This is a genomic window from Plantactinospora solaniradicis, assembly GCF_042658085.1.
GTDB lineage: Bacteria > Actinomycetota > Actinomycetes > Mycobacteriales > Micromonosporaceae > Plantactinospora > Plantactinospora solaniradicis.
The window spans coordinates 463,899-477,213 of sequence record NZ_JBHSPR010000032.1; the positions used below are offsets into that span (position 1 = coordinate 463,899).

The window sequence follows — 13,315 nt, forward strand, 5'->3', positions numbered from 1 at the left end:
ACGCCTGTTCGTCAAGCCGAACGGATGGACCGATGGACCGAACGACACCCCGCGCCGACAACTCGCCCGTACCCGCCATCGCCGCCGCGCTGCGCCGGGAGCGGGAGCGGGCCGGCATCTCCCTCGCCGAGTTGGCCCGGAGAGCCGGGATCGCCAAGTCGACCCTGTCCCAGCTGGAGGCCGGCAGCGGAAACCCGAGCGTGGAAACCGTCTGGGCCCTGGGCGTCGCGCTCGGCGTACCGTTCAGCCGGCTGGTGGAGCAGCCACCGCCCGCCGTACGGGTGATCAGGGCCGGGGACGGTCCCCGGCTGCGCTCACAGCAGGCCGAGTTCACCGGCACGCTGCTTGCCGCCGGTGCCACGCACGTCCGCCGCGACATCTACCTGATCGAGTTGGAGCCCGGCGCGGTACGCGACGCGGAGCCGCACATCCCGGGCAGCGTCGAGCACGTGGTGGTGTCGGCCGGCCGGCTCCGCACCGGGCCGTCCACCGACCCCGTCGAACTCGGCCCCGGCGACTACGTCACCTTCCCCGGCGACGTCCCGCACGGCTACGAGGCACTCGCACCCGGCACGTTCCTCGTGCTGGTGATGGAACACCCCTGAGCAGCGCCGCGATGGAACACCCCTGAGCGGCGCCGCGATGGAACACCCCTGAGCGGCCGGCGTTCCGGCGCCGAAGCCGGGCCCCGAACAGCGGGCCGAACCGGCACGCCGAACCCGGTCGGCGGGGCTCTGTCAGACGGGCTCGACCGGGGCGGGTGCCCGGTAGAGCCGGGTGACGACGTCCTCGATGTCCGGCTCCACGATGGCGATGTCCCGCAACGCCACCAACTGGGCCAACCCGGCCACCACCGCCGAGGCGGTCGCCGACTCGCAGGCGAAGACCAGTCGCCGCCCGTCGGCCTCGGTACGCAGCAGTGGCGCACCGGCCAGCACCGGCGCCTCGGCCAACGGCTCGTCCAGGTCGGCCACCACCAGACGCCGGGACCCGTAGCGGGCGTGCAGCGCCTCGATCGACCCGTCGTGCACCACCCGGCCGTGGTCGATCACCACCAGCCGCCGGCACAGCCGCTCGATGTCGGCGAGATCGTGGGTGGTGAGCAGCAGGGTGGTGTCGCCCGCCCGGCCGAGTTCGGCGAGGAAGGACCGGACCGCCTGCCTGCTCACCACGTCCAGCCCGATCGTCGGCTCGTCCAGGAAGAGCACCTCCGGCCGGTGCAGCAACGCGGCGGCCAGCTCGCCGCGCATCCGCTGCCCGAGCGAGAGCTGCCGTACCGGGACATCGAGGAAACCGTCGAGGTCGAGCAACTCCCGGCACCGCCGCAACCGGGCGGCGTGGTCGGTGCCGGGCACCCGGTAGATGTGCCGGAGCAGGTCGAACGAATCCCGGAGCGGCAGGTCCCACCAGAGCTGCGAACGCTGCCCGAAGACCACCCCGATCCGCAGCGCCAGCCGGGTGCGTTGGGGCACCGGCGCGAGCCCGCAGACCCGTACCTGGCCGGACGACGGGCTCAGCACGCCGGTGAGCATCTTCAGGGTGGTGGACTTGCCGGCGCCGTTCGGCCCGATGTAGCCGATCATCTCGCCCCGGCGCACGGTCAGGTCGATCCCGTCGACGGCGGTCACCACCCGCTTCGTCCGGCGGAACCGGCCGGCCCGGACCCGTACCACGAATTCCTTGCGCAGACCGCGCACCTCGATCACCGGCTCGTCCGGCCCGGGCCCGGTCACGAGCCGGTGCTCCGGTAGTGCCGGACCCCGACCCGCCAGGCCGTCGCGGCGCCCGCCGCCGCCAGCAGCGCGACGCCCGGAGCGATCCAACCCACCCAGGCCGGCAGGCCGAGCGGGTCGGCGCGGCCGAGCAACGCCAGCGCCGGATAGTAGGCCACGAAACCGAACCCCAGACCGTACGCGAAAACCGCTCGGAACCAGCCACTATAGACAGTCATCGGGTACGTGGTGAAGTCTCGCCCGCCGTAGGTGAACGCGGCACCCACCTCGCCGGAGTCGATCCACCAGAACGACAGCGTGGCGGTGGCCACGAAGATCGACCCGAAGAACACCACCCCGGCCAACGGCGCTAGCACGGCCAACACGACCCGGCCCGGCGTCCAGGACACGTCCGCCAGGGCCAACGCGGTGACCAGCACGCCCAGCCCGACCAACGCCCGGGAGGTCTTGCGCAGCGGCAGGTCCATCAGCAGCAACTGTGGCAACGCGCCGAGCGGGCGGACCAGCACCGCGTCCAGCAGCCCGGTCCGGACGTACTGGCGGACCCGCTCGATGTTGCCCACGGCGAGGTCGGCGGTGGCGAACGCGGCGGCGGAGATCCCGACCATCACCATCGCCTCGGTCCGGTCGAACCCACCGAGCTGCCGGGTGACCCCGAACAGCACCAGCACGGTGAGTACGTCGAACAGGGTGGCGCCGACGTTGCCGACCACGTCGATCACGAACGACGTCCGGTACGACGCCTGCGAGCGGGCCTGTCCACGCAGCAGCGCCAGGTACGCCGGCACCGTCCCGAGTCGGTACGTCCGGTCAGCCACCCTGCACCACCAACCGGCGCTCGGCCCGGCGCTGGACGGTACGGCAGCCCAGCAGGATCAACCCGGCCCAGGCCAGTTGTACGGCCACCATGCCCGACTGGACCGGCCAGTCGTCCCGTTCGATCACCACGTCCAGCGGCGTCTGGAGGAGGCTCGGAAACGGGGTGGCCACCCAGAGCGGCACCAGGATCCAGTCCGGCAGGAACCGCAGCGGGAAGTAGAGCCCGGCCAGCACCCCGGAGCCGAGCGTCCACAGGATCATCGGACCCCGGACGTCCTGCAACCAGTAACCCGTCGCGTTGACCAGGTAGCGGCAGCCGAAGCAGATCACCACGGCCAGCCCGACGGAGAGCACGAAGAGTGGCATCGTGGGCCACCGGTCCGGCAGCTTGAAGTCGAAGAACAGCAGCCCGGTCAGTACCGGCGGCACGAACCTGGTCAGCAGCGCGTACCCGGCGCGCCCCAGGTCGGCGGCGAGATAGCTGACCACCGGGTGTACCGGCCGGAGCAGGTCACTGGCCACCTCGCCGGTACGGATCCGCTCCGCCAGGTCGATCCAGCCCCAGAGCAGCACCACGGCGAGCAGACCCTGTCCTACCCAGACGAACGTGGCCAACTGGGCCGGCGTGTAGCCGGCGACGATGCCACCGGCACCGCCCGCCACCGCGAGCAACACGTAACAGCGAAGAAAGCCGAACACTGTGTTGGTGAAGGCGCCGGCAAGGGTAGCTTGCCGATAGGTAGAGTACCGACGAAACCCTGATCCGGCTATGGCAGTAAATGTCCGGAACCACGGGATAATGTTTCGGCTGATCGGTGGTGGCACAGTGGCGGTGACCGAGCCCACGCCGTTACCCTCCTTCCGCGACCACGCTGCCCCGAGCCGGGTGACTTTACCCGGAGCACCCGGCTGCCCAGCGAGATTTTTCGACGAGGTGACACCCTGTGAGTGAGCGACGCGAGCCGGCTTCTCCGGCCGCGCCGCGTGCGTATCGCCGCCTCGGTCGCGCCGTCGTCACACGGTACGGAGCGACGGTATGACTGAGCGATACTCCAGTCGGTGGGGCGAGGCCCCCGAACCGTCCTGGGTGGCCGAACCGACCGCGGAGTGGCAGCCGCAGTTCCCCGGCCAGCGGTATCCGGGGGACATCGGTCACCAGCGGCAGCGGCCGCGTCGGCCGACCGGCCGGGCTGCCGTCCCGACCGGCCGCGCCAGCGTGCCGCCACCGAACGCGCAGCCGGGCGCCCCGTCGACGAAGGGCCCCTCCGGCCAACCGACCGGATCGCCGACGGCACCCCGCCCCGACGGGCCACCGCCCCGCGACGGCCGCACCGGGTCGACGGACCGTCGGGACGGCCGGGCCGAGCCGCGCAAACCACTCCCCGGCTCCTGGGACGAGTCGCCGGACTCCTGGGACCAGCCGTCGAACGGACGCGGCCGGTCACCCGCCGAGTACCGCACCGGCGCGCCGATGCCCGTCGGCCGCGACGACCGACGGGACGACCGACGCGACGACCGACGGCACGATCGACGCGACGACCGGCTCGGGTCGGTCCCGGTCGCCCGGGACGACCGGCGGGACGACCGACAGGACGACCGACGGGACGACCGACGCGGGTCGGTGCCGGTGGCCCGGGACGACCGACGGGACGACCGTCGAAGCCCGGCCGGTACCGAGCCCGGACAGCGCGGTGAGCGCGGCGAACCGGCCGGGGGCCGGGCGCCACAGGAACACGATCCACATCGGTCCGGCGCGGACCGGACCCGGGCGGTCCGCCCCGGGCCGTCGCCCGAGCGACGGGGACGCTGGCTCACCGGACCGGCGGCGGAAGAGACCCAGCCGCTGCCCGACCGTCGGCCGACGCCCTCCGAGGGCCGCCCCGGTACCCGGGACGACCGGGGCCGGGTCGGATCGGGCGGCCGAAGCCAGATCTACTCCCCGGCGGCCTTCGACGGGCCTCCCGGGTCGGACCGTTCCGAGGGCTGGGCCGCACGGTCCGACGGTCAGCCGCCGCACCCGCCCGGCCGGGAGACACCGCCCAGCCGGACGCCGTCCCGGGCACGACCGGACCGGCCAGATCGACCCGCCTCCGACCTTCCACCGCCCCCCGACCGGCGCCCCGGTGGCTTGCCACCCACACCCGCCTGGCCGGCCCAGCGTGGCCCGGTCCAGGAGCCGCCACGCGAGAGCCGACGCTTCCCGGATCTGGGATCCGGCCGACCGCCGGTCCGCGACCCACGCTCCGCGCCGGAACCGACCGGACGCCCGGGTCAGGTACCGTCCGGCGAGCGCCCCGGATCGATGCCGCCCGGAGTCGACCGACCGGCCGCCGAACTGGCGCCGGGGTACGGACGACCCGAGCGCGCGCCGCTCTCCAATGTCGACCGGCCTCCCGCACGGCCACGGCCGGGCGAGCTGCCACAGGTCGCCCGCCACGGGGATCAGCCACGACCTGTGGAGCCGCCACCGGTGGCGGCCCAGCCGCGCCACGGGGAGCTGCCACGCGTGGCGGCCCAGCCACAGCCAGGCGAGCCGGCACGCGCCGCCGAACAGCCACGGCCGGTCGAACCCGCCCGGAGGATCGAGCCGTCGCGTCCGATCGAGCCGGCCCGCAAGATCGAACAATCCCGGCCGATCGAGCCCCGGGTGGTCGAACCCGCCCGGCCCGTGGAACCACCCCGCCCGGTCGAGCCACTTCGGCCGGTCGAGGCGGCACAGTCGGGTGCGGCGGAGTCCCGTACCGAGCCACGGCCGGTCGAGCAGCCGAGTTCCACCGAGCCGACCCGTCCGGTCGAACGCCCACGCGAGGCGGCGGCCGGCTGGTTGACTCCGATATCGCCTCCGGCTCCGGCCGCGCCTCCGCCCCCGGCTCCGGCTCCGGCTCCGGCCGCGCCTCCGCCCCCGGCTCCGGCTCCGGCTCCGGCCGCGCCTCCGCCCCCGGCTCCGGCTCCGGCTCCGGCCGCGCCTCCGCCCCCGGCCGCGGCTCCCCGACCGTCCCGGCCGCCGACAGCCGACCAGACCGGCCAGCGCCCTCCGGCGGTCACCCCTCCGCCCAGCGCAGGTCTACGGCTGGAGTTCCTGCCCGCCCCGAAGCCCGGTGCCGGACCGGCGGGCACCACGCCGGCAGGTCCCGATGCCGGACCGCCCACCGAGCCCGCACCGGCCTCGGCGTTCGGGCCGGACACCGTCGCGCCGATCGAGCCGGCCGGCACCCCGGTCGAACCGGCCGGCACCGCGCCGACGGATATCCCCATGATCGAACCCGCCTCACCCGCCCCCGCGTCCGGGCCCCCGATCGAACCGGCCTCCACCGGGCCGGAACCGGAATTCGGACGAGCCGCCGATCTAAGTGAGACTTCCGTACCCCCCATGCCAACGACCGGACCTGTCGCGGACCACGCCACACTCGGGCCGCTCGCCGATGCCACCCCGCCACCCCCGGTATCCGGGGCCCAACCCGACGTTCCGGCTGTGCCGGAGGGCGTCTCCACCACCCCGAGCGAACCCCCGATCGCCGGTCCGTCCGAACCGACGTCCGGCCCGACGTCCGGCCCCGCTGGACAGCCACGTCCGCCCGCGGACCAACCGACGCCGACGGACCGCATGCCGGCCGGCGGCGAAGGGACGGGACCCACCGGCACCACCGGCAGATCCGTCGACGCGGGGACCGAAGCTCCCGGCACGCCGACGTCCGGCACACCGACGTCCGATCCTGCGTCCACCGCTCCCCCGCCGGGCCCACCAGCTCCCGCCACCACGTCCGGTACGTCGGGGACACCGGCCACCCCCGGCACGGCCGGCGCGGGGACCACCCCGTCGGCGGCCCCGCCCGGTACGGCGACCTCGGGCAACGTGTCCGACCACCCATCGGGCACGGCGTCGCCCGGATCGCCGGACACCCCGCCCGTCTCCGGACCGCCGGCCACCGTGACACCGGCACCGGCACCGGCACCAGCACCAGGCTCCGGACCGCCGGCCGCCGTACCCACGTCCGGCCCGCCCCTGGCCACGTCGCCGCCCGGCTCGCCGGTCGCGGAGGCCAGCCCGGACACCGTGCTGCCGACGGGGCCAGCCGCCGGTGCTGCCACCGCGCTGAGCGCGCCCACCATGCTCACGCCGATCGTCCGGCCCGGTACCCGGAAGGCCGAGCCGGACGCCACCGACGTCACCCCGGAACCGGCGCCCACCGATCCGGAGCAGGTACTCGCGTCGTACCAGTGGCGCTTCCACCACGAGACGCTGCGCGAGTTGGTCGAGGACCCGGAGTCGCTGCGGGCGATCCGGGACCGGCTGACCGAGAAGCTCGAACCGGCGAAGGACAACGGCACCCGGGCCCGGCTGCTGAGCCTGCGGGCCGTCGTCTCCCGCATCCTCGGCGACCTGGGCAAGGCGCTGGCCGACGGCAAGCTGGCGCTGGCACACGCGGAGGCGACCGGCCAGTTGCGGCGGATCGCGATCGCCCAGGCTCGGCTGGCACACGTCCTGCAATGGCGCGGCGACTTCGCCGAGGCCGACCGTCTCTTCGAGGAAGCCAACTCCTCCGAACTGCCGGACCGGCTGCGGGCCACCATGCACGAGCACGCCGGGCGGTCCTGCTACGACCAGGGCCGCTACATCGAGGCGTGCAACCACTTCGAGAAGGCGCTGGAACTGCGCAAGGTCGAGGATCCGGACCTCATCGCCCGTACCGAGCTGGCGCTCGACGCGGTGTTCAACAAGGTGGCGCAGAACGGTTGGGGCCCCTACCCGCGCGAACGCGACGAGATCCTCCAGGTGCACCGGCCACCGGTACCGAAGTTCAGCGAGAAGATGCAGCGCTGGGGGTACGCCGATCCTGACGGTCAGCTGGCGATCGCGCCGAGCTACGCCGACGTACAACCCTTCCGGGACGGGGCGGCCTGGGTACGCCGTCCGGACACCCGGACGTGGGAGCTGATCGACGAGTCGGGCGGTCTGCTGATCGAGTCCTCGGCCGGGTACCTGGGCGTCGGGTCCTTCTCCGACGGACTCGCCTGGGTGTCCCGGGACGGTACCGGCGGATGGGTCGCGATCGACAAGTCCAACAAGGTGGTCATCTCGGCCGGCTTCGAGGACGTACGTCCGTTCCGGCGCGGCGTCGCCGCCGTCCGGCGGGGCGGTTGGGGTGCGGTCGACCGCACCGGTCGGGTCTTCCTGCCGACCCGCTACACCGGCTTCAGCACGGCGCTGACCGACGGCCGGTACGTCGACGGGTTCACCGACGAGGGGTTGGCGATCGTGGACTCCGGCGGGCGCAAGGGCGTGGTGGACCGGTCCGGGCAGGTACTCATCGCCCCGGCACATCCGGCGCTGGTCATCCACCCGGTCGCGTTCCTGGTCGGTGACGGTGCCGGGCAGTGGGGAGCGCTCGACCGCCGTGGAGAGCCATTGATCGACGTGGTGCACCCCAGCCGGAACGACGTGATGGAGGAGATCGACCGGCTGCTCGCGGACACCAAGCCCGTGTTGTGACCTGTGTTCCTGATCCGGCCCGCCAGTCTGATCATCCGCGGCGCCGAGGACTAGGGTCGACGGTATGGAATTCCGTCATCTTGGCCGTTCGGGCCTGCTGGTCAGCGAGATCTCGTACGGCAACTGGATCACCCACGGCTCACAAGTCGAGGAGGAGGCCGCGCTCTCCTGCGTTCGCGCGGCGCTGGACGTCGGCATCACCACCTTCGACACCGCCGACGTGTACGCGGGCACCAAGGCGGAGTCCGTGCTGGGCCGGGCCCTGAAGGGCGAGCGCCGCGAGGGTCTGGAGATCTTCACCAAGGTCTACTGGCCGACCGGGCCGGGCCGGAACGACCGTGGCCTGTCCCGCAAGCACATCATGGAGTCGATCAACGGGTCGCTGCAGCGGTTGCAGACCGACTACGTCGACCTCTACCAGGCGCACCGGTACGACTACGAGACGCCGCTGGAGGAGACGATGGAGGCGTTCGCCGACGTCGTGCACTCCGGCAAGGCGCACTACATCGGCGTCTCCGAGTGGACGGCTCCCGAGATCCGGGCGGCGCACGCGCTGGCCCGCGAGCTGAAGATCCACCTGGTTTCCAGCCAGCCGCAGTACTCGATGCTGTGGCGGGTCATCGAGGCCGAGGTGGTGCCGACCAGCGAGGAACTCGGCATCGGACAGATCGTCTGGTCGCCGATCGCCCAGGGCGTGCTGACCGGCAAGTACCTGCCTGGCCAGGAGCCGCCGGCCGGTTCCCGGGCCACCGACTCGTCCGGCGGCGCGGGCTTCATCTCCCGGTTCATGTCCGACGAGGTGCTGACCCGGGTACAGCAGCTCAAGCCGCTGGCCGAGCAGGCCGGGCTGAGCATGGCGCAGTTGGCCGTCGCGTGGGTCCTGCAGAACCCGAACGTCTCGTCGGCGATCGTCGGCGCCTCCCGTCCGGAGCAGGTGCACGACAACGTCAAGGCCGCCGGGGTCAAGCTCGACGCCGGGCTGCTCAAGGCGATCGACGAGATCATCGACCCGATCACCGAACGCGACCCGGCCAAGACCCAGAGCCCGGCCCAGCGGCCCTGATCTCGGTCCAGACCGGTTAGCGGTTAGGAAGGGCCCCCGCTTATACAAAAAGCGATAAGCGGGGGCCCTTCCTTACATCTCAGCCCTGCCAGAACCGGATCAGGCGCAGGCCGTCGGCGTAGAGGTAGTCGGGCAGCCCGATCAGGTCCCCGATCGCGAAGACCCCGCCGAAGAACCAACCGCCGACGGTGGGGTTCCAGAGCAGGGCGAAGAGCAGCAGGAAGCCGTACGGGGCCATCAGGTCGTAGCCGCGCCGCCACTGGGCGGACAACCAGGGCTGGATGACGTTGCCGCCGTCCAGACCCGGCACCGGCAGCAGGTTGAGGAGGCTCGCGGTCACCTGGAGGAAGGCGAGCAGGGCGACCCCGGCCCAGAACTCCGGTCGGGCGAAGACGTCCACACCGATCGCGAACGGCACCACCAGCAGCAGCGCGAACACCACGTTGGTCGCCGGCCCGGCGAGGCTGACCAGGGAATGCCGCAACCGACCGGGGATCTGGTGCCGGTCGACCCAGACCGCGCCGCCGGGCAGGCCGATGCCGCCGAGCAGCACGACCACCACCGGCAGGATGATCGACAGCAGCGGGTGGCTGTACTTGAGCGGGTTCAGGGTCAGGTAGCCGCGATGGGCAACGCTCCGGTCACCGGCCCGGAACGCCACCACGGCGTGCGCGTACTCGTGCAGGCACAGCGACACCAGCCAACCCGAGACCACGAAGAGGAACACGTCGAACCGGACGTTGCCGTACCCGTTCCACGCCATCGCGCCGCTGGTCACGAAGAGCGCGACCAGGGCCAGGAAGATCGGACTGGGCCGGAAGGCCTCCCGGGGTACCCCGAGCACGAGCCCGTCCCGGTCCCGCTGATCGAAGTTCATCCGGTCACTCGGCCACGGGCTGCAGGCTCATCCGGTACTCCACCCGGTCGTCCTCGACCAGCAGCACCGTGGCGACACCCGCGGCGGCGAGTTCCCGCCAGGTCTGGCCGATCCACGACTCGGCGTCGGCCTGGCTGCTGAACGCCTCGGTCGGCCCGCTCGCCGGCCCGCCGTCCGCGCCCTCGTACCGCCAGCTCCACGGCATGTCGCGTCTCCCCTCGCCGATCTTTCCGCGCCGACAAAACCTCCGCCAGCCTAGTCGGCCAGCCGGTGCGAGCCAGCCAGAGCGTACGGAGCCACCTCCGACCCGCACCTCGGCGCGAGATGCACAGCCAGGCGCTCTAAGGTACGGGCATGTCCGTAGACGGGTGGAGCAGGATCCTGGTGCTGGGTGGCATCCGCTCCGGCAAGTCCGAGTTCGCCGAGGCGTTGGTTGAGGACGTACCGGCTGTCCGTTATGTCGCTACGGCCACGACCGGGGCCGACGATCCCGAGTGGGTGGCCCGGATCGACGCCCACCGGGCGCGACGGCCGGCCCGCTGGACGACCGAGGAGGCCAACGCCGACCCGTCCCGCCTCGCGGAGCTGATCAACGGCGCGGAGCCCGGCGAGACGCTGCTGATCGACGATCTCGGCGGCTGGGTAACCGTACTGCTCGATCCGGCCCACCAGCCGGCGGACGATGTCGCCACCATCGGTGAGCTGAGCGCCGCGATCCGGGACTGCACGGCCCGCCTGGTGCTGGTCAGCCCCGAGGTGGGGCTGTCGATGGTTCCGATGACCCCGCTCGGCCGGGTCTACGCCGACGCGCTCGGCGCCACCAACCAGTCCGTCGCCGACGCCTGCGACGCGGTCGTCCTGGTGGTCGCCGGGCAGCCCGCCTGGCTGAAGGCCGACGGAGAGCAGCCGAGCCTGCGCGGATCCGCGCCGGAGGGTGCCGCAGGGGTCACGACGGCCGCGACGGGTGGCGTCGCCACGGTCGACGGCTCGGCGCGACCGAACGTGCCGGCACAGGCCGGCAGGGCTCCGCAGAGCGACCCGGAATCGTCGGCGCTGCCGGAGCCGGCCGGAGCGGCGACGCCGTCGGCCTGGACGGAGGTGGTCGGCGCGATGCCCGAGGTGCTCCGGCCGAGCTCCGCCCCGGCCCCGACGGCCGAGCCGGGCCCGCCGTCCGGAACCGCCTGGGCCGCGCCCACCATGGCGCTGCCGATGGTCGCCACCGGACTGGTCATCCAGCCCGGGATGGACCTGCCGATGCCGCACGAGTACACCGGTGGAGCCGCCGTCGACCGGCTCGGCACGCTCGACCTGCCCGGCCCCGGACTCGGCAGCCTGGATCGGGTCGTCTCGTTCGCCGCCGCCACCCAGGGTACGGAGACCCCGGCACCCTGGCGGTCGGTGCGGGTGCTGTTGCTGCACGGCGACCACACCGGCGGTGCCGCCGCCGGCACCGTGTCCGGTGAGTCCGCCCGGCGTGCCGATCAGGCCCGGCGCGGCGAGGGCCCGATCGCCCGACTGGCGGCCGAGGTCGGCGCCACCCTCCAGGTCGTCGAGGCACCGACCGCCGGCCCCATGGAGGACGGCCCGGCGCTGTCCGTGGGCGAGGTGGAGACCGCACTGCGCTACGGCTGGCGGCTCGCCGAGGAGGCGGTCGAGGCGGGCGCCCAGTTGATCGTGCTGGCCGCCTGCGGCGCCGGTACGGACGCTGCCGCCGCCGCCGTGCTCGCGGCCACGGCCGGCGCCGAACCCGCGGCGGTGCTGGGTCGGGTGGTCAACCCGGGCGGTCAGGTCGACGACGCCGCCTGGATGACCCGCTGCGCGGCGGTCCGCGACGCCATGCACCGGACCCGGCGGAGCACCCGGGACGCCAAGGACGTGCTCGCCGAGATCGGCGGCGGCGATATCGCGATCGCGACCGGTGTGTTGCTCGGCGCGACGGCCCGCCGGACGCCGGTGCTGCTCGACGGGCCGGTCGGGGTCGCGGCGGGCCTGGTCAGTCGGGATCTCGCCGGCCAGGCCCGGCACTGGTGCCTGCTGCCCGACCACGGCGAGCATCCGGCCGTGCGGCTCGGCGCCGACGTGCTCGACCTGACCCCGCTGCTGGACCTGCGGCTCGGCCTCGGCGAGGGCGCGGCCGCGTTGGCCGCGCTGCCGTTGCTGCGCTCCGCGCTGACCCTGGCCTCGGTGCTGCCGGTGCATCCGAGCCTGGCCACCGCAGAATCGTCCGCCGCAGGATCGACCGACTCCGGATCGGATCCGGCCGGCGGGCAGGACGCGACGCCGGTCGCCGCCCCGGTGCCGGACCCGGCGGAGCCGTGGGCGCCCGAACCCGGGCTGCCGGGGACGGCCGACGACGACCAGGAGTTCATCGAACCACCTCCGGCCGGGCCCGGGCCGACCTCGGTCCCCGACGACGAGCCGCCGACCGGCCGCGAGGACCGGCGCCAGAGCGGCGCCACCGTCCCGCCCGGTGCCTGACGGCCGACTCGCGGCCGGCGGCCGGCTGGCACTCACCACGTTCACCGTCGCGCCGCTGCGGGCCGGTCGGGTCGACCGGTCGACCGCCGGTACGGCGATGGCGCTCGCACCCGCCGTCGGCGCCCTGCTCGGCGTACTCCTCGCTGCCGTGCTCGGCATTCTGGGTGCGATCGGCCCGCCCCTGGTCGCCGGTGGGGTGACCGTGGCGGTGGCAACCCTGCTCACCCGGGGGCTGCACCTGGACGGGCTGGCCGACACGGTCGACGCGCTCGGGTCGTACCGGTCCGGACCGGCGGCGTTACAGATCATGCGCCAGCCGGACGTCGGTCCGTTCGGCGTGACGGCGCTGGTCCTCGTACTCCTGCTCCAGGCGGCGGCCCTCGCGGCGCTGGCCGACCGGCCGTGGCCCGCGTTGCTCGCGGCGGTGGCCGCCGGTGCCGCGACCGGGCGGCTCGCGGTGAGCTGGGCCTGCCGGCGCGGCGTGCCGGCGGCGCGACCGGACGGGCTCGGCGCGCTGGTCGCCGGCACCGTCGGCCCGCTGACGCTGGCCGGGCTGTCGGTCGGGGTCGCGATCCTCGCCGTGCCCTCGGTGCCGGGCCGCCCGTGGCAGGGGCCGCTCGTGGTCGCCGCCGCGCTGGCCGGCACGCTCCTGCTGGTACGCCACGTGGTGCGCCGGCTCGGCGGCGTCACCGGCGACGTGCTCGGTGCCGTCGTCGAACTCGGCACCACGCTGTTCTACCTGGGTGTCGTGCTGACCGGCTGACCGGGCAGGTCGTTCGCGGGTAGCCTTCGCGAAAAGGACACCAGCACAGCACGCCAGCGCAAGCACTCCAGTACAACGCACAGCGGTACGC

12 protein-coding genes are annotated in these 13,315 nt (G+C 73.5%); 5 read left to right on the top strand and 7 right to left on the bottom strand.

All coding sequences use genetic code 11. The annotated features are described in order from the left end of the window. The first annotated feature begins 32 nt into the window (after positions 1-32). Positions 33-605, top strand: a complete 573-nt coding sequence (locus ACFP2T_RS30860; RefSeq protein WP_377427904.1) for a helix-turn-helix domain-containing protein — start codon at positions 33-35, stop codon at positions 603-605. Between the two features lie 132 nt (positions 606-737). On the opposite strand, the gene ACFP2T_RS30865 is transcribed toward ACFP2T_RS30860, so the two are convergent. From ACFP2T_RS30865 to ACFP2T_RS30885, 5 genes are all read right to left on the bottom strand, one after another. Further along, positions 738-1,733, bottom strand: coding sequence for an ABC transporter ATP-binding protein (locus ACFP2T_RS30865; protein WP_377427907.1), 996 nt, complete (start codon positions 1,731-1,733; stop codon positions 738-740). Beyond that, positions 1,730-2,551 carry an ABC transporter permease gene (locus ACFP2T_RS30870; protein WP_377427909.1) on the bottom strand — a complete coding sequence of 274 codons (822 nt, stop codon included), beginning with the start codon at positions 2,549-2,551 and terminating at the stop codon, positions 1,730-1,732. Before ACFP2T_RS30870 ends, ACFP2T_RS30865 begins: the two co-directional genes overlap by 4 nt. Beyond that, positions 2,544-3,227 (bottom strand): ABC transporter permease, encoded by a 684-nt coding sequence (locus tag ACFP2T_RS30875; protein ID WP_377427910.1) that lies wholly within the window; start codon positions 3,225-3,227, stop codon positions 2,544-2,546. The genes ACFP2T_RS30870 and ACFP2T_RS30875 overlap by 8 nt, the downstream gene beginning before the upstream one ends. Before the next feature lie 477 nt (positions 3,228-3,704). Continuing rightward, the gene (locus ACFP2T_RS30880; RefSeq protein ID WP_377427912.1) at positions 3,705-4,013 is read right to left on the bottom strand and encodes a hypothetical protein; all 309 of its coding nucleotides are present in this window, start codon (positions 4,011-4,013) and stop codon (positions 3,705-3,707) included. Beyond that, positions 3,994-4,296 carry a hypothetical protein gene (locus tag ACFP2T_RS30885; RefSeq protein ID WP_377427914.1) on the bottom strand — a complete coding sequence of 101 codons (303 nt, stop codon included), beginning with the start codon at positions 4,294-4,296 and terminating at the stop codon, positions 3,994-3,996. The genes ACFP2T_RS30880 and ACFP2T_RS30885 overlap by 20 nt, the downstream gene beginning before the upstream one ends. 2,109 nt (positions 4,297-6,405) lie before the next feature. On the opposite strand from ACFP2T_RS30885, the gene ACFP2T_RS30890 reads away from it, so the two are divergent. Then, positions 6,406-8,043: a WG repeat-containing protein gene (locus ACFP2T_RS30890; protein ID WP_377427916.1), complete on the top strand. Its 1,638-nt coding sequence runs from the start codon at positions 6,406-6,408 to the stop codon at positions 8,041-8,043. A 64-nt stretch (positions 8,044-8,107) separates the two neighbouring features. Beyond that, the gene (locus tag ACFP2T_RS30895) at positions 8,108-9,106 is read left to right on the top strand and encodes an aldo/keto reductase family protein (protein ID WP_377427918.1); all 999 of its coding nucleotides are present in this window, start codon (positions 8,108-8,110) and stop codon (positions 9,104-9,106) included. A 79-nt stretch (positions 9,107-9,185) separates the two neighbouring features. Here the strand turns inward: ACFP2T_RS30895 and ACFP2T_RS30900 are convergent, their stop codons facing one another. Then, positions 9,186-9,983: a site-2 protease family protein gene (locus ACFP2T_RS30900; protein ID WP_377427920.1), complete on the bottom strand. Its 798-nt coding sequence runs from the start codon at positions 9,981-9,983 to the stop codon at positions 9,186-9,188. Between the two features lie 4 nt (positions 9,984-9,987). Further along, complete coding sequence (locus ACFP2T_RS30905; RefSeq protein WP_192771420.1) at positions 9,988-10,188, bottom strand: hypothetical protein; 201 nt, start codon at positions 10,186-10,188, stop codon at positions 9,988-9,990. A 149-nt stretch (positions 10,189-10,337) separates the two neighbouring features. Here ACFP2T_RS30905 and ACFP2T_RS30910 point away from each other — a divergent pair, with 149 nt between their 5' ends. Further along, positions 10,338-12,461: a bifunctional adenosylcobinamide kinase/adenosylcobinamide-phosphate guanylyltransferase gene (locus ACFP2T_RS30910; protein WP_377427921.1), complete on the top strand. Its 2,124-nt coding sequence runs from the start codon at positions 10,338-10,340 to the stop codon at positions 12,459-12,461. Further along, entirely contained in the window at positions 12,454-13,224 is a 771-nt protein-coding gene (locus ACFP2T_RS30915; protein ID WP_377427923.1) for an adenosylcobinamide-GDP ribazoletransferase, read from the top strand. The genes ACFP2T_RS30910 and ACFP2T_RS30915 overlap by 8 nt, the downstream gene beginning before the upstream one ends. Positions 13,225-13,315 lie beyond the last annotated feature (91 nt).